The sequence below is a fragment of the Paenibacillus sp. Y930 genome (assembly GCF_056786375.1).
This window is the reverse complement of sequence record NZ_JBXCIX010000001.1, coordinates 440821-457046: the sequence shown is the minus strand read 5'-3', so window position 1 is coordinate 457046 and position 16226 is coordinate 440821. Positions and strand designations below refer to the sequence as shown.

Here is a 16226-nt window from a genome sequence, read left to right as displayed (position 1 = left end):
CGTTTGTTAATGGTTAGTCGCAGTGATATTGGTAGAATTCGTCAAGTGAATGAGGATTCTGCGTTAACTGGTAATATTAATGCTCAGCTATCGTTTGCTATTGTAGCAGACGGTATGGGCGGTCATCAGGCTGGTGATGTTGCGAGTCAAATCGCAGTATCAGCCTTTCAACGAATTCTTGCGCAGCATGAGGAAATAACGAATTGGAGTGCAGAAGACGGGAAACGTCTTATGCGTATTGCTATTCGTCAAGCGAACGATGAAATATTTCAATTAGCGAAACATATGGAACAGTATCATAATATGGGTACTACGATTGTTGCTTCCTTAATATGGGATCATATGATGATCATTGGGCATGTAGGCGATAGCCGAGCTTATCGCATTAATGAACAAGGCATTGAGCAGCTAACCGCGGATCATTCCTTAGTCAATGCGTTAGTACAATCAGGGCAATTAACAGCGGAAGAGGCTGAACATCATCCTCGTAAAAATGTATTAACACGTGCGATTGGTACTGACGATGATGTCGAGGTTGATGTGCGTATTATGGAATGGAATAGCGTAGATACTTTACTATTATGTAGTGACGGCTTATCTAATCGTGTTAGTGAGTCTCAACTTCAGCAAATCGTAATGAATCAGCAACCACTAGAAACAAGTGCAGATCAATTAATTGCATTAGCCAATGAGGCGGGTGGAGAAGATAACATTACGCTTGTTCTGTGTGATCCAAGTGGTCATGCGCAAGGAAAGGAGGAGACACTATGATTGGACACGATCTTGCTGGCCGCTATGAAATTATTTCCCGTATAGGTGGAGGCGGCATGGCTTTAGTATACAAAGCACATGACGTCCTACTTAATCGGAAAGTAGCGGTTAAAGTATTGCGACAACAATTTGTTCACGATGAAGAGTTTATTCGTCGTTTTCGTCGTGAAGGTCAATCAGCAGCGGCACTTTCTCATCCTAATGTTGTTAGCATATATGACGTTGGTCAAGAAGAAGATATTCACTATATTGTTATGGAATATGTAGAAGGCCATAACTTGAATGAAGTTATTATCGAACGTGCTCCTCTTCAAATTGAAGAAGCAGTACATATCGCCCAGCAAATATGTGAAGCTCTTGATCATGCACATACGAACCATATTATTCACCGCGATATTAAACCGCATAATATTCTTATTGGCAATAACGGTCGAGCGAAAGTGACGGATTTCGGTATCGCTAGAGCGGTAACGTCTTCAACGATTACACATACGGGCTCCGTTGTTGGTTCTGTACATTATTTTTCACCTGAACACGCCAAAGGTGTGAATACAGGTGAAAAATCGGACTTATATTCTTTAGGTATTGTGTTATATCAAATGTTAACGGGAGAACTTCCATTTTTCGGAGAAAGCCCGATAAGTATTGCACTGAAACATTTGCAGGATGATTTTGTGGAACCGAGAGTTGCCAATTCGCATATTCCTCAATCGGTAGAAAATATTATCTTGAAATCGATGCGAAAAAATCCGGACGAACGATATCTTTCGGCAAAGAAAATGATAGAGGATTTGGAAACTTGTCTTCAGCCGCACCGCTTGTACGAACCGAAAATTGTATTTAAGCATGTGGATGAGTTGCAGGAAACAAAAGTCATGCCTGCTATTCGATCTTCGCAAATGTTTGATACGAATCCTGCTCGTACGCAGCAGGCGACGGGACCGATTGGTCAGACTACTCGATTTACTGAGACGATGAACACGGTACAACTGGAAGACAACGAATTAGCTACGAAAACTATGAATTGGAAAAAGCCATTAATCGTCGTGCTTGTTACGTTAGTGTTTTTAGCGGCGTTAATATGGGGGTTTTTCAAGTTATTAGATACATTGCAAATTGATGACGTAAAATTACCGTACGTTGTTGGATTGACAGAGGAAAAAGCGCGCGAAGAGATTGCTTTGGTAGGCTTAAGAGTTCACGAACAAGTTACGCGTGAACCAAGTAAAATTGTTCCATTAGGTGTAGTTATGGAGCAATCGAAGATGAGTATGAAGGTGAAAGTCGGCTCGTTTATCGAATTGACGATAAGTAGTGGACCTGAGCTGAAAGAACTGCCTAACTATGTTGGTGGAATGAAAATAGCTACCATTAATGCCTTAGTTGAGCTTGGCATTAAGGAAGCGCAACTCGAATTTATCGAAGTGAACGATGATTCAGAGGTTGGAACTATCTTAGAGCAAACACCAAATTCAGGCTTAGAAATTAATCCTGATGATGTGAAAATTACATTTACAGTGAGTGCTGGCCCAGAGACAGTCGTTATGCCAACTCTGGAGGGCAAAAAATTAGCTGATGCTAAAGATATTTTGAAAGCTTACGGTCTAATACTTGAAGACAGTAATATTAAATATGAGGCTAGTTATTTGTTCGATAAAGACGAGGTTATAAGCCAAGATATCATGCCGAATGAAGAAGTTGTTAAAGGTAGTAAAGTTTTTATTGTTGTAAGTACAGGGCAACCTGCAGATGCCAAAACGTATCAATTTAATGTGCGAATTTCACCAGCTAATAGTGGCTCGGCAAGTGAAGTGGAAATTCAATATTCCGATGCTCGTGGTGAAAATGTGGAGCTTGCTCCTATTACCATAACAAGTACGGTTGATATTCCAGTAACGCTTGTGCTTGATCCAGATACGGTTGCGAGAGTATCTGTATATAGAGATGGTGCATTCATGGATACTAAGGATATTAGATATAAAGATATTTCAAAGGGTTCAACAACAGGATTAGAAATTCCCGGCAATGAAATCGTGCCTACGGAAACACCTGCAGATACAGAAACCAATACTAATCCTAATGCTAACCCTAATTCTAATTCCAATGGTAAGCCAGATCATAAAACGGAGGGTAACGACAATAATGAGCAAACCGAGCAATCCACGGAAGCATGGTCAGAAGAATAATGAGACAACTACAGATTCTTCCGCTAGTCTCCAGGGAGTGATCGTTAAAGCGCTAAGTGGTTATTATTACGTTCAACCCAGGCATGATCGAACTCATTCTAGCACGGTACAATGCCGTGCTAGAGGAGTGTTTAAAAACAGAGGCCTTACTCCTTTAGTAGGTGATGATGTTCATTATGTGCTCACCGAAAACGGGGAAGGAACGGTTGTCGAATTACTACCTAGACGTTCAGAATTAATTCGCCCGGCTGTCGTCAATGTTGATCTTGCTATTCTCGTCTTTTCTGTTCATGAACCTGCACTTAATTTGCAATTATTGGATAAGTTTTTGCTTCATATCGAGCATGCAGGTATTCAGCCTGTTCTTTGCTTAAGTAAGCAAGATTTAACTCATGATGCCAATAGTAAGGAATCATTGCAGGAAGAGGCACTCAAAAGTATCGAGGAAGTCACTCGTATCTACAGTAATTTGGGTTATGAAATTTATGGGACGAGTTCTGTGGAACAAGAAGGCATATCCCCGTTACATGAACGCTTGAAAGGACATGTATCAGTGTTTGCTGGGCAATCAGGAGTGGGGAAATCTTCGCTATTGAATGCGCTCGTTCCAGGATTAACACTTGAAACCAATGAGATAAGTAATCGGCTTGGTCGTGGTAAACATACGACTCGTCATGTTGAGCTTATCGATATTGGTGGGGGCTATGTCGCAGACACTCCAGGTTTCAGTCAGCTTGATTTTACGGAGCTTGGTATTTCTGATCTTGCCTATGGTTTTATCGAAATGCGTGAGCTTGCTCCAGACTGTAAATTTAGAGGGTGTTCACATGTTCAGGAGCCTGGTTGTGCCGTACTTGAACAACTTGCAGCAGGAAAGATTGAAGCAAGCAGACACGAGCATTATATAACTTTTCTTGCAGAACTCAAAGACCAAAAACGGAGGTACTAACACTCATGACTATTATTGCACCATCGATTTTATCGGCTGATTTTTCACTATTAGGTCAAGAAATTCAATCAATTGAAGCAGCAGGCGCTGATTGGGTTCATATCGATGTAATGGACGGTCACTTTGTGCCTAACCTTACATTTGGCCCTCCAGTTATTGCGGCAGTTCGTTCGAAAACGAAGCTTCCTTTTGATGTTCATCTTATGATTGAACGTCCAGAACAGTATATTGCTGATTACATTGCTGCTGGCGCTGATCGGATTACGGTTCATCTTGAAGCGTGTGCTCATCTACATCGAACGATTTATTCTATTAAGGAAAAAGGTCTGCCTGTAGGTGTTGCGCTTAATCCAGCTACGCCTGTTGCTTCGTTAATACCAATTCTTGAAGATATTGATATGGTACTTATTATGACCGTTAATCCTGGATTTGGTGGACAATCGTTTATTCCTTATTCTGTAGCTAAGCTTCGTGAGCTACAGGCGCTCTTACACCAACACGAGCTATCTCATATCGACGTGCAAGTAGATGGTGGTATTAATGCGCAGACAGCGCAGCTTGTGCGTGATGCTGGCGCGAATGTCCTTGTAGCGGGTAATGCTATATTCAATGCTTCTAATCGTGCTGAAGCTATTGCTTCATTACGATAATAGGAGGAATGGATACGGATGAAATTCAACATAAAAACGACGCTTTGGGTCCTCCTCTATGCAGTAATGGCTGGCGGAACGTTAGCGATATTTTCATCGATAGATTCATTTATTAAGTATCTTTTTTCTTTGTTAACGATTTATATCGGTATTCGCTTTTTCAGACGTTTTGAAACGATTGGTTTACGAATTACATTTGTTCTACTAGCTATTTTCATGTACTTTTTTGGCGTAGTTATGTTTGTCGTCTATCAAAGCCTAACGAATCCTGAATTTTTATCAGGACAGTAATTTAAAAATGGGCGTGAAATAATCTTTCTTTGAAGCATGTGGTGGTATACGTTGCGCTCTTTTTGCATATTATGATTACAAGAGTGGAGTTCACACGGAAAATGTAACCGCGTGTTTCGAGGAGGGGTGGACATGAAGTTCTATACCATTAAATTACCTAAATTTTTGGGTGGTTTTGTAAAAGCAGTGCTTAATACATTCCAAAAAAGCTAAAACATAATGCTGGCTGACGCAATCATAAACTTCGTGATAACGTACAACATTACAACAAAAAAAGCACCTGAAGATTCAGGTGCTTTTGTCTATGGTAAATTACACACGAGTAATTTTACCATTCTTCAACGCGCGAGCGCTGATGTATACACGTTTTGGTTTACCATCCACTAGGATACGAACCTTTTGAACGTTAACTCCCCAAGTACGACGAGTTGTGTTGTTCGCGTGAGATTTGTTGTTACCACTTCCAGGCGCTTTGCCAGTTACGAAACATTTGCGGGACATAAGTACACCTCCTTCACCAAATATCAAGTGTTCTTGCTTTAACAGCTCATTGCCTCTACAGCTATGTAAAGACTATGCTTCTTGAATAATTAATCATGCATATTACTTCTAATATAAACAGACCTAAATATCGTAACACAAAGTCGGTCTCTGTTCAACCTAATTCTAATTGAAATGTTGCAAATTTTCACTACGCACTTCAATAAAATTGATGTTTATAGTACAATGGAAATTAGTCCATAATATATGGCGAGGAGTGAAAAGTTATGCCGATACAATTAGATAATGATTATGGTCAGATTAATGTATCTGATAGTTGTATTGCAACAATTGCTGGTTCTGCCGCTATGGAATGTTATGGACTCGTAGGAATGGCTTCACGAAATGGACTTAAGGATGGACTCGCAGTTCTTCTCGGTCGAGATAATTGGACTAAGGGTGTTGAAATAAGACAGGATCAACAAGGTGTATATATTGATTTGTATATTATTGTGAGTTATGGAACGAAAATATCCGAAGTAGCAAGTAATATTCGGTCAAAAGTGACTTATGTGTTGAATGATGTAATCGGCCTTGCAGTTAACGAAGTTAATATTTTTGTACAAGATGTAAGGGTATCTACCTAGCAGGAAGGGGAATTTCATTGGGTAAGCGAGCTATTAACGGTTCCGATTTTGCTGGAATGGCATTATTAGGAGCTGACTTACTAAAGCGTAATGCTGAACAAGTTAATGCACTTAACGTGTTTCCAGTGCCAGATGGCGATACTGGAACAAATATGAATCTAACAATGACTTCAGGAATAACTGAATTGAAAAACAAACAATCTGCTCATCTGGGAAAAACAGCAGAAGCATTATCTAAAGGGTTATTGATGGGGGCGCGAGGTAACTCAGGAGTTATTCTCTCTCAACTATTTAGAGGCTTCTCTAAGTCATTAGCTCATGCTGAAGAAGCTACAGCTATCGATATTGCTGTTGCACTGCAACATGGTGTGGATATGGCATATAAGGCTGTGGTGAAGCCAGTAGAGGGAACGATACTTACTGTAGCAAAAGAAGCAGCACGTCATGCCGTGCAATTTGCTCGTCGCAATACTGAAGTACTTGAATTAATGAAAGAAGTACATCAAAGAGCTTATGAAGCATTGCAAAAAACACCTGACCTTTTGCCAATATTGAAGCAAGTTGGCGTTGTAGACTCTGGTGGTCAAGGTCTAGTCTATATTTATGAAGGTTTTGTGCAATCATTATCCGGCAATTCAGAAATAGTAGATCACTTCATATCTGAAGCTGCACCAGCAGATGTATATGTTCCAGAACTTGTACGTCACACGGATCTGCTCTCCGCTCAAGCAAAACTAGAGACTTTAGATATTGAATTCTTCTATGACATGGAATTTTTCATCAAACGTAATATATCGGGAGCTTCCGTATCTTTTTTTGATGAATCCGCTTACAAGAAAGCATTATCTAAAGACGGGGATTCAATTCTAGTAATTACAGATGATGACCTTATTAAAGTTCATGTTCATTCTCGTAAACCAGGCGATGTATTCAATTTGTCTGTTCCATATGGTGAGCTTACAGATATGCATATTCTTAATATGCGTGAACAGCATCGTGAATTGCTTGAAGAAGAGGTTCACCAATCAACTGTGAATTTATCTGCTGCAGTGCTGTTGGCAGGACAGGCTATTGATAATCGTCCAACGGAGCAAGCGTTCGAGCGTGCACCGTACGGTATGATTACAGTAGCGCTTGGTGATGGTGTTGCGGAATTGTTCAGCAGTAGTGATGTCGATATCGTATTATCTGGTGGACAGACGATGAATCCAAGTACAGAAGATTTTGTGAAAGCAATTGAAGCATTATCTGCTAATCATATTTTCATCTTCCCGAATAATAGCAATATTATATTAGCTGCTGAGCAGGCGGTGGAATTAACAGAGCGCTCGGTTACTGTAATACCAACGAAAACAATTCCACAGGGGATTGCAGCGGTACTTGCTTTCAAAGAAGATGAAACAGCAGAACGCAACAAAGAATGGATGATTTCTGCTGCTAGTACGGTCGTATCAGGTCAGATTACGAAAGCTGTTCGTGATACAAGTATTGACGGTATAGAAATTACTGAAGGACATTATATCGGTATTAAGGAAAAAGCAATTGTTACTTCTGAGGCGGAACTGCTAGATGCATGTAAAGCACTACTGGCAAGTATGCTTGAAGAAGAAGGGGACATTGTTACCATTCTTACTGGTGAAGGCTCCACGGATGATATTTCAGCTTCGCTTAGCGAGTGGATTGGCGAGCATTACAGCGATCTAGAAATTGAATTGCAGTATGGTGGTCAGCCGCTATATCCATATATTTTTGCAGTCGAGTAAGATCAATAAAGCGATAAGGAAAGGGGAATATCGTTAGATGGGAAATATTCGAATTGTTACGGATAGTACTGCGGACATTCCAGCAGATGTACGTGAGAAATACGGAATTACGATGGTTTCACTTAAAGTATTGTTCGGTGAGGAAACCTATCGAGATGCTATTGATATGACAACGGATGATTTCTATGCGCGTCTGAAATCATCATCAGTAATGCCGACAACATCTCAGCCATCACCTGCTGAATTCATTGATGTGTATGAGCGTCTACTAGCAGAGGACCCTACCGGTCCAATTATCTCCATTCATCTTGCTTCGGTTCTAAGTGGAACGTATCAATCGGCTTCGATTGCCCGCTCTATGATTGAAGATGAAACTGCGAATATTACAGTTATTGATTCCAAGTCAGCATCCTATGGTAATGGCATGCAAGTTATTCTTGCGGCAAAAATGGCGGAAGCAGGTGCTTCTGTTGAAGAAATCTTAGCGGCAATTGAAGAAAGACAGAAAAGTGCAGAAATCTTTTTCTTAGTGGATACACTTGAATATTTACAAAAAGGCGGACGTATAGGCAGAGCAGCTGCACTTATCGGTTCTTTGCTTAATATTAAGCCGATTCTGTCGCTAGATGAAGTAGGCGCAGTATACTCTGCTGATAAAGCAAGAGGTAGTAAAAAAGCTATGTCCAAAATTGTCGAGCTATTGAAAGAAGCTTATGGTGATGCTGAGATTGGTCTTGTTGTCGCGAAGACAGATGATGTAATGATCGCACAAGAGCTGGAAACACGTGTTACTGCTGAACTTAATGTTAAGGAAATCCATTATACAGCTGTTGGTACCGTTATCGGTACTCATACTGGTCCTGGTACTTCCGCTGTATTCTTATATAAGGTGTGAGCTTGGGATGATCAAACTTGATCAAATTCCAGTTAAACAGTTGAAAGGCGTGAGTGCTCTTAAGGAACAGGAGCTTCACGCCTTTGGCTTATATACTGTGAATGATATTATATTATATTTTCCGTTTCGATATGAAGATTATCGTGTGCGTGACTTAACTGAAATAAAAAGCGGGGAAAAAGCTACTGTTATTGGAACGGTACGTGGCGTTCCTGTGCTGCAACGTTATGGTAAGTCCAAATCTCGTCTAACGTGTAAAATACAAGTTGGTATTCAGTTAATTAATGCAACGTGGTTCAATCGTCAATTTCTACGTGAAGGATTAATTCCCGATCGAGAAATTATGTTAACTGGTAAGTGGGAACAGTCCCGTATGCAATTGACCGTGTCAGAATCAGAGTTTGTTGATGCGGTGAAGCCATCTGCCAAGATGGATACATTGCAGCCTGTTTATTCGGTAGGTGGAAAGATTACGCAACCGTGGATTCGCAAATTAATTACAGCAACACTTGAACAATATAGCAGTATGGTAGAAGAAGTTTTACCGTATGCACTCGTTCAAAAATATAATTTGATGAATCGAACAGAAGCTATTACGCACATCCATCATCCTGGAGATTTTGCTGCGGGACAAGAAGCACGACGACGGATGGTGTATGAGGAATTATTTTTATTCCAGCTTCGATTGCAGGCATATCGTGCACTTTCTCATCGCAGACAAGCAGGCATCGCTATGCCGATTGAAAGTCAATGGATTCGCGAATTTGCTATGACGTTACCTTTCGAGCTAACGGATGGTCAGAAGAAAGCAATTAATGAGATTTCCGTAGATATGCGACGTAACTATGGGATGAACCGTTTACTGCAAGGTGACGTTGGTTCAGGGAAAACGGTAGTCGCTGCGATCGCACTTTATAGCGCAGTGAAAGCAGGTTACCAAGGTGCATTAATGGTTCCTACGGAAATATTAGCAGAACAACATCTGAAGAGCTTGACGCGTCTATTTGAGCATACGAACATTCAAGTAGGGCTGTTAACTGGAAGCTTAGGTGAGCGTAAGCGACGTGATATGCTGGCCTCCTTGCAGATGGGGCTTATTGATGTTGTTGTTGGTACTCACGCACTTATTCAAGAGGATGTTTTCTTCAGAAAATTAGGTCTTGTTATCGTCGATGAGCAGCATCGCTTTGGTGTTAATCAGCGCAGTATATTACGTCAGAAGGGCATTCATCCGGATGTACTTACAATGACAGCGACTCCGATTCCGCGGACGCTTGCGATTACTGCATTTGGTGATATGGATGTATCGACGATTCGTGAGCGCCCACAAGGGCGTAAGCCGATCGATACATTTTGGGTTAAACATAGTTCATTAGATCGCGCACATGGCTTTATTCGTAAGCAGGTAGCGCTTGGGTGTCAAGCCTATGTTATATGCCCGCTAATTGAAGAGTCAGAGAAGCTCGAAGTACAGAATGTCATTGACGTTCATATTACGATGCAACAGGCATTTCCTGATCTACAAGTCGGATTGCTGCATGGTCGGATGAGTGCAGTTGAGAAAGAAGCATCGATGAGTGCTTTTGCCAGGAATGAGTCACAAGTGTTAGTTGCAACAACCGTTGTTGAAGTAGGCGTCGATGTGCCTAATGCAACGATTATTATGATTATGGATGCTGAGCGTTTTGGACTATCGCAATTGCATCAGCTACGTGGTCGAGTAGGGCGTGGCGAGCATCAATCGTATTGTATATTACTTGCTGATCCTAAGTCAGACGTCGGTCGAGAACGAATGAAGGTTATGACCGATACTAATGATGGTTTCGAAGTGGCGCGCCGTGATCTTGAACTGCGCGGTCCAGGAGACTTCTTCGGGACGAAGCAAAGCGGTCTACCAGAGTTTAAGCTTGCCGATATGGTTGCTGACTATGAATTACTTGAGCAAGCGAGGGAAGATGCCTCTGATCTTGTTGCTCAGGATAGTTTTTGGCATGATTCAGCGTATGCTCGATTAATAGAATGGCTGCGGAATGATCCTTTATTTCAAGGAGAACAAATAGATTAGGCAATTATTGGTGATTGCCTGCATATAGTTAATTCATTAGAGGTAGTTGCCTATACGGAGGTGTCTGGTTAATGAGTTATCAAAAGTTCGGTATTAGTCCACAGTTAGTAGAAAGAGTGAAGTTCAAGTCGAAAAATCCAGCGACAAAGGAACGTCTGCGCAAATTACTTGGTGATGCTACCAAATACGATTTGCAGAATCGAGTAAAGGTTCGTAAGCTTACCAAATCAGCAGCAACTATTTTGCAGGAAAAACTAACTGAAACACAGGAAGAGCAAATTGTTAATTTCGTATTAGCGCAAAAAATCGATCCGAACAATACACTTCATTTGCTAAAGTTGTGGAGTATGTTCCGCTAAACTAGTGTTAAGTATGCACGAAAATCACTAATTAAATAACTTTGCTGAAACGGGCGAGAAAATGGAGAACCCTTTTGCAGAACATCATACCACTATCGGTATGCATTGTTGATGTAAAGGAAGTAGATCGACAGCGTATGCTAGTGCAAGAGCAAATGAAACTTTCAACAGGTTAATAAATGAAAATTGTCAAATTTGTGAAATGCATGTAGTATGAAAATAATCGAATTTAATAGTGCGGTAGAGATAATGAGAACCCTGCGCAAAGAACACTTTCAGAAATGAAAGTGGTTCCTGCGCGGGGTTTTTAATATTTTCATGGACATTATTTAGAATATCCTAACGTATGATTAGCATGGTGCTTTACAAAATAATCATATAAATCGTGATTGTTATTTACAAAAATGTATTATAGTTAGACAGGTATTGCCATTATTATAATATAATAATTATTTTGGGGGGATTTAAGTGAAGAAGATTATTGTTTTATTAGCTATGTTTGCATTAATTATTTCAGCATGTAGTAATGGGGAGTCTAACAATCCTGGATCAAGCCAGAAGCCTGGTGGAAGCAGTGACAAAGCAGTTGAGTTAGAATTTTATTTCCCAGTTGCTGTAGGGGGGCCTATTACTACAATTATTGACAATTTGGCGAAAGACTTTGAAAAAGAAAATGAAAATATTATAATAAAGCCGATTTATGGTGGAAGTTATCAAGATACTGTAACGAAGGTCATGACTGCCGTACAAGGTAATAATGCACCAGACATTGCTGTACTTCTATCAACAGATCTCTATTCACTTCTTTCTATGGATGCACTTGAAGATCTGACACCGAGATTTACTCCAGAATATTTCAATGGCTTCTATGATGCTTTCATGGGTAATACCAAATCAGGTGATACGGTATGGAGTATTCCATTCCAACGCAGCACGATCGTACTTTATTACAACAAAGATGCATTTAAGGAGGCTGGTCTAGACCCAGAAAATGCACCTACGAATTGGACTGAAATGAGAGAATATGCCAAAGCATTAACGACCAAGGATACAGGAGGTAACGTATCGCAATGGGGTATTGAAATACCAAGCACAGGTTACCAATACTGGATGCTGCAAGCATTGGCTCTCCAAGGTGGAGACAACATTATGTCTACGGATGGAAAACAAGTGTTTTTCAATCAACCACATGTTGAAGAAGGCTTGCAAATGTATATGGACTTAGGTCAAACAGATAAAGTTATGCCTGAAGGCATCATTGAGTGGGCGACTGTCCCATCTGATTTTATTAGCGGAAAAACAGCAATGATGTATCATACAACAGGTAATCTAACGAAGGTGAAAAACGAAGCAGCATTTGATTTTGGTGTAGCTTTCTTGCCTGCTAACAAGCAATACGGTTCACCAACTGGCGGCGGAAATCTATATGTGTTCAAAGATATTCCGGAAGAAAACAAGCAGGCAGCAGCGAAGTTCATTGAGTTCTTAACGCAGCCTGAGCGTGTTGCACAATGGTCGATGGAGACTGGCTATGTTGGAACGACTAAGGCAGCTTATGAAACAGATGTTTTGAAAGCATATGTAGAAGAGTTCCCTCAGGCGAAAATTGCCAGAGATCAACTGGAATATGCGCAGAGTGAATTGTCTACTTACCAGAATGGTCAAGTTACGAAGTTATTCAATGATAATATTCAGGCTGCATTACAAGGTGATATGACTGCTAAGGAAGCATTGGAGAAATCACAAACACAGGCTGATGAAATTCTTAAAGGCTTTAAATAGACTCAGAAAATCAGTCTATAACTTCATATTGATATATTAATTGGCTAGAGCCCATGAGAAGCCACGATTGTATATTAAACTCTATGTATTAGTTGTGGGTTTAATATGCAACGTGGTTTTTTCGTGTGAGAATTGTAGAAATGGGGTATTGCATTGACAAACCGCAGCTTAAGTTTAAGAAGGAAAATCAACTGGAAAGAAAATATTTTTGCGTATGCGCTACTTTTTCCTTCACTTATATTTCTTGTTATGTTTACATTTTATCCGATTATTAAATCTATTTATTCAAGCTTTCTAAGCTCTTCATTCAAGAATGCAACCTTTGTAGGATTCGATCAATATAAGCATGTGTTTCAGGATGAAGTATTTTACAAAGTACTTACTAACAATATGTTACTCGCGATTGGTACAGTTCCCGTAAGTATTTTCTTTGCTATTTATTTTGCAATATGGGTGAATAACAAGACAAAAGGTATAGGATTGCTGAGAGCGGCATTTTTCTACCCTACATTAATCCCAATGATTGCGATTGCTAATATTTGGTTGTTCATTTACACACCTGATTTTGGATTACTTGATAAGTTTCTAAGCGTTTTCGGAATCAATGGTGCCAATTGGTTAGGTAGCTCAACATGGGTTATGTTCTCCATGATCGTTATGTTGATCTGGAAGGAAGCTGGTTTCTTTATGCTCTTCTACTTAGCGGGATTACAGAACCTGCCAGGGGAAGTTTATGAAGCAGCCAAAATGGAGGGCGCGCGTCCTTTCCGCATATTCCGTACGATTACATTCCCATTACTAATGCCTACAACGTTGTTCGTCATGGTTATTGCAACTACGAATGCATTTAAGATGGTAGATCATCTCTATATTATGACGAAGGGCGGTCCAAATAATGCGAGTAATCTGCTATTATTCCATATTTATGAAACGGCATTTAGCTTCTGGGATATGGGGAGAGCCTCAGTGCTAACCGTTATTCTACTCGTCATTTTACTTTCAATATCGATCTTTAATTACGCATATTTAGATAAGCGGATCCATTACTAGGAGGGGGAGTCTTCACGTTATGAATAATATTATAAACAGAGTCATTATTTGGATTATCGGGCTTATCTTTCTCGTCCCACTCGTATGGACAGTCGTTACATCATTCACACCTTCGGTTGAGGTCATAACGAGAGCAAATCCATTTTCAATTAAAAATCCAACTTTTTTCAACTATATATCCGCGTGGGATACGATTCCCTTTATGAGATATTACTTTAATACGATTATTATTGTCGTTGGGATTTTAGCTGTACAATTATTTACAGTTACGTTAGCGGCTTACGCTTTCGCTAGATTGAATTTTATTGGGCAAGGTTTCATCTTCATCTTGTTCTTAGTACAAATTATGATTCCACCAGATATTCTTATTTTCCCGAACTACGCCATTATGAAGGAATTAGGATTAGTAGATTCAAAGCTAGCGATTATGCTGCCTTATTGGGCTTCTGCATTCGGGGTGTTTTTACTGCGACAAACGTTCAAGCAAATACCGGTGGAGCTTGATGATGCAACTAAAGTGGACGGATGTAGATGGTATCAAACGCTATGGTATGTTTATTTACCTTCAGCTAGACCGACCTTTGTTGCTTTTGGCTTGATTTCCGTCAGTGCCCACTGGAGTAACTTCATGTGGCCGCTCGTTGTTACCAACTCGGTCGAATCTCGTCCGTTAACGGTAGGGATCGCGATATTTGCCCAATCCTTCGAAACAGGTGCACAGTGGGGAACTGTAACGGCAGCGACCGTGCTTGTTATTACACCGCTACTGGCAGCGTTTTTCCTTTTCCAAAGACAGTTCGTAGAAAGCTTCATGCATTCAGGCATAAAGTAGGAGGTGCTTATGATGGAAATTATTTTAATGGGAACAGCATGTGCAGCATCTGGAATCGATCGAGACAATACGTATCTCCTACTTCGAGAATTTGAGTCATGTACATTAATTGATGTTGGTGGAAATCCATTAGGCAAGCTTAAAAACTTAGCAATTCCGACGAATCATATTAAGCGCTTATTATTTACTCATTTTCATAATGATCATATTTACGGACTACCTTCCTTATTGTGGGGAATGTGGATTGATGGGCGAACAGAGCCATTCGATATTTATTGTGTCGAGGAAAGACGAGAATGGCTAGAAAATTGGCTAAACTTAATGGAGCTGAATGAGTGGCCATGTTTATTCGAAATTCGCATCCATTCGTTTAACTGGAAGGAGCCATCACTAATTTGGAGCAACAATGATTGCTCACTTTCAATATTTCCTGCCAGCCATGGTAATGTTCCTACTGTAGGTGTGGAGGCTATATATCATAATAAAGTCGTTATTTATTCCGCAGATACTATTTTGAATCCCGCGATCACTCGATATGAGAAGATTGATCTGCTTATACATGAAGCAACAACGGCACGTAACGCAATGCCTACTCATAGCAGCTTAGAGGATATTGTGGAATTTTACAATATGGATGCGATAGAGAAGCTAGTACTCGTACATCTAATGGATGATGAGCCATATGATGAAGTATTGGATCAGTTGCCTGAGGGCACATTGTCAAAAATTACGATGGGTCAGGATTTGTTATCGATTAGCTTAGAGTAAATGAGCAGGGATCGGGAAGGGGAATGATATGGTGCAGTGTTTCTAACGAACAAGACGATTGAATCTCGGGAAAACTATGTTGATAAACTGGCTAAGCTAGGTATTCATGTAGGTCTTGAAAATTTATTGAATCCAGCACTCGTTACGATCCACTATCTCCAGGAGAATCATCCAGGGGCGAAGGTTTATATTATCGGTGAAGAAATATTAAAACAAGAGCTCATTAGCAATGGTATTCAATTAGCGAACTCACCAGAAGAAACAGATGCCGTCGTTGTCTCTTGGGATCGGGATTTCCACTATGATCATCTTGATTTTACCTATCAATCTATTAAACGAGGAGCAGCTGTCATTGCGACTCATCCAGATCGTACATGTCCAATGCCAGGTGGCGATATTCCGGATGTCGCTGGTATGATAGGTGCTATCGAAGGGATTACTGGTGAAAAAATATCGATCATTATGGGGAAGCCATCGATACTGAGTGCCACTACGGCGTTAAACATTTTGCAGCTAAATGCGGACCAATGCTTAATGGTGGGAGATCGACTTGAAACAGATATTAGAATGGGGCGTGATGCGGGGATGAGCACCGGCTTAGTTCTAACAGGAATTACTGGGCAAGATGATGTAGATGCAACAGTCTATAAACCCTCCTATATTATGCAATCCATCTATGATATTCTAAAGGCTAGCAATACAGATTAATTTGCTATTGATACCAATTTAGAGGTGATA

At 40.4% G+C, this 16226-nt stretch carries 17 protein-coding genes; 16 read left to right on the top strand and 1 reads right to left on the bottom strand.

All coding sequences use genetic code 11. The features are described from left to right. The first annotated feature begins 9 nt into the window (after positions 1–9). The 6 genes from AC1TO5_RS02255 to spoVM all read left to right on the top strand — a co-directional run bounded on the left by AC1TO5_RS02255 (position 10) and on the right by spoVM (position 5060). Positions 10–771 carry a Stp1/IreP family PP2C-type Ser/Thr phosphatase gene (locus AC1TO5_RS02255; RefSeq protein ID WP_482061804.1) on the top strand — a complete coding sequence of 254 codons (762 nt, stop codon included), beginning with the start codon at positions 10–12 and terminating at the stop codon, positions 769–771. After that, positions 768–2957, top strand: coding sequence for a Stk1 family PASTA domain-containing Ser/Thr kinase (gene pknB / locus AC1TO5_RS02250; RefSeq protein ID WP_482061158.1), 2190 nt, complete (start codon positions 768–770; stop codon positions 2955–2957). The genes AC1TO5_RS02255 and pknB overlap by 4 nt, the downstream gene beginning before the upstream one ends. After that, positions 2914–3906 carry a ribosome small subunit-dependent GTPase A gene (gene rsgA / locus AC1TO5_RS02245; protein WP_482061157.1) on the top strand — a complete coding sequence of 331 codons (993 nt, stop codon included), beginning with the start codon at positions 2914–2916 and terminating at the stop codon, positions 3904–3906. Before pknB ends, rsgA begins: the two co-directional genes overlap by 44 nt. Before the next feature lie 5 nt (positions 3907–3911). Next, positions 3912–4556 carry a ribulose-phosphate 3-epimerase gene (gene rpe, locus AC1TO5_RS02240; protein WP_482061156.1) on the top strand — a complete coding sequence of 215 codons (645 nt, stop codon included), beginning with the start codon at positions 3912–3914 and terminating at the stop codon, positions 4554–4556. Positions 4557–4574: 18 nt separating this feature from the next. After that, a complete protein-coding gene (locus tag AC1TO5_RS02235) occupies positions 4575–4847 on the top strand; it encodes a hypothetical protein (RefSeq protein WP_482061155.1) in 273 nt (90 codons plus the stop codon). A gap of 132 nt (positions 4848–4979) precedes the next feature. Continuing rightward, positions 4980–5060 (top strand): stage V sporulation protein SpoVM, encoded by an 81-nt coding sequence (gene spoVM, locus AC1TO5_RS02230; RefSeq protein WP_258200341.1) that lies wholly within the window; start codon positions 4980–4982, stop codon positions 5058–5060. A gap of 99 nt (positions 5061–5159) precedes the next feature. Here the strand turns inward: spoVM and rpmB are convergent, their stop codons facing one another. After that, a complete protein-coding gene (gene rpmB / locus AC1TO5_RS02225) occupies positions 5160–5348 on the bottom strand; it encodes a 50S ribosomal protein L28 (RefSeq protein WP_482061154.1) in 189 nt (62 codons plus the stop codon). 266 nt (positions 5349–5614) lie between these two features. Between rpmB and AC1TO5_RS02220 the strand changes: the two genes are divergently transcribed. The 10 genes from AC1TO5_RS02220 to AC1TO5_RS02175 all read left to right on the top strand — a co-directional run bounded on the left by AC1TO5_RS02220 (position 5615) and on the right by AC1TO5_RS02175 (position 16196). After that, on the top strand, positions 5615–5974 hold the full coding sequence (locus AC1TO5_RS02220) for an Asp23/Gls24 family envelope stress response protein (protein ID WP_482061153.1): 360 nt from the start codon (positions 5615–5617) through the stop codon (positions 5972–5974). 56 nt (positions 5975–6030) lie between these two features. Continuing rightward, positions 6031–7737 (top strand): DAK2 domain-containing protein, encoded by a 1707-nt coding sequence (locus AC1TO5_RS02215; RefSeq protein WP_482061803.1) that lies wholly within the window; start codon positions 6031–6033, stop codon positions 7735–7737. Between the two features lie 37 nt (positions 7738–7774). Then, complete coding sequence (locus AC1TO5_RS02210) at positions 7775–8632, top strand: DegV family protein (protein ID WP_482061152.1); 858 nt, start codon at positions 7775–7777, stop codon at positions 8630–8632. A 7-nt stretch (positions 8633–8639) separates the two neighbouring features. Then, positions 8640–10697, top strand: coding sequence for an ATP-dependent DNA helicase RecG (recG, locus tag AC1TO5_RS02205; RefSeq protein ID WP_482061151.1), 2058 nt, complete (start codon positions 8640–8642; stop codon positions 10695–10697). A 71-nt stretch (positions 10698–10768) separates the two neighbouring features. After that, positions 10769–11056, top strand: a complete 288-nt coding sequence (locus tag AC1TO5_RS02200) for a stage VI sporulation protein F (protein WP_482061150.1) — start codon at positions 10769–10771, stop codon at positions 11054–11056. A 495-nt stretch (positions 11057–11551) separates the two neighbouring features. Further along, positions 11552–12838: an ABC transporter substrate-binding protein gene (locus AC1TO5_RS02195; RefSeq protein ID WP_482061802.1), complete on the top strand. Its 1287-nt coding sequence runs from the start codon at positions 11552–11554 to the stop codon at positions 12836–12838. Positions 12839–12991: 153 nt separating this feature from the next. Continuing rightward, a complete protein-coding gene (locus AC1TO5_RS02190) occupies positions 12992–13888 on the top strand; it encodes a carbohydrate ABC transporter permease (protein WP_482061149.1) in 897 nt (298 codons plus the stop codon). Positions 13889–13907: 19 nt separating this feature from the next. Continuing rightward, entirely contained in the window at positions 13908–14720 is an 813-nt protein-coding gene (locus tag AC1TO5_RS02185; protein WP_482061148.1) for a carbohydrate ABC transporter permease, read from the top strand. A 9-nt stretch (positions 14721–14729) separates the two neighbouring features. Further along, a complete protein-coding gene (locus tag AC1TO5_RS02180) occupies positions 14730–15488 on the top strand; it encodes an MBL fold metallo-hydrolase (RefSeq protein WP_482061147.1) in 759 nt (252 codons plus the stop codon). Positions 15489–15524: 36 nt separating this feature from the next. Next, positions 15525–16196, top strand: coding sequence for an HAD-IIA family hydrolase (locus AC1TO5_RS02175; protein ID WP_482061146.1), 672 nt, complete (start codon positions 15525–15527; stop codon positions 16194–16196). Positions 16197–16226 lie beyond the last annotated feature (30 nt).

Excerpts from the sequence above, each read along its gene's own strand:
- AC1TO5_RS02200 (WP_482061150.1), top strand. The coding sequence starts at position 10,769 with ATGAGTTATCAAAAGTTCGGTATTAGTCCACAGTTAGTAGAAAGAGTG.
- AC1TO5_RS02215 (WP_482061803.1), top strand. The coding sequence starts at position 6,031 with ATGGCATTATTAGGAGCTGACTTACTAAAGCGTAATGCTGAACAAGTT.
- AC1TO5_RS02210 (WP_482061152.1), top strand. The coding sequence starts at position 7,775 with ATGGGAAATATTCGAATTGTTACGGATAGTACTGCGGACATTCCAGCA.
- rsgA (WP_482061157.1), top strand. The coding sequence starts at position 2,914 with ATGAGCAAACCGAGCAATCCACGGAAGCATGGTCAGAAGAATAATGAG.
- AC1TO5_RS02235 (WP_482061155.1), top strand. The coding sequence starts at position 4,575 with ATGAAATTCAACATAAAAACGACGCTTTGGGTCCTCCTCTATGCAGTA.
- recG (WP_482061151.1), top strand. The coding sequence starts at position 8,640 with ATGATCAAACTTGATCAAATTCCAGTTAAACAGTTGAAAGGCGTGAGT.
- AC1TO5_RS02195 (WP_482061802.1), top strand. The coding sequence starts at position 11,552 with ATGTTTGCATTAATTATTTCAGCATGTAGTAATGGGGAGTCTAACAAT.
- rpe (WP_482061156.1), top strand. The coding sequence starts at position 3,912 with ATGACTATTATTGCACCATCGATTTTATCGGCTGATTTTTCACTATTA.
- spoVM (WP_258200341.1), top strand. The coding sequence starts at position 4,980 with ATGAAGTTCTATACCATTAAATTACCTAAATTTTTGGGTGGTTTTGTA.
- AC1TO5_RS02220 (WP_482061153.1), top strand. The coding sequence starts at position 5,615 with ATGCCGATACAATTAGATAATGATTATGGTCAGATTAATGTATCTGAT.
- AC1TO5_RS02255 (WP_482061804.1), top strand. The coding sequence starts at position 10 with ATGGTTAGTCGCAGTGATATTGGTAGAATTCGTCAAGTGAATGAGGAT.
- AC1TO5_RS02180 (WP_482061147.1), top strand. The coding sequence starts at position 14,730 with ATGATGGAAATTATTTTAATGGGAACAGCATGTGCAGCATCTGGAATC.
- pknB (WP_482061158.1), top strand. The coding sequence starts at position 768 with ATGATTGGACACGATCTTGCTGGCCGCTATGAAATTATTTCCCGTATA.
- AC1TO5_RS02185 (WP_482061148.1), top strand. The coding sequence starts at position 13,908 with ATGAATAATATTATAAACAGAGTCATTATTTGGATTATCGGGCTTATC.
- rpmB (WP_482061154.1), bottom strand. The coding sequence starts at position 5,348 with ATGTCCCGCAAATGTTTCGTAACTGGCAAAGCGCCTGGAAGTGGTAAC.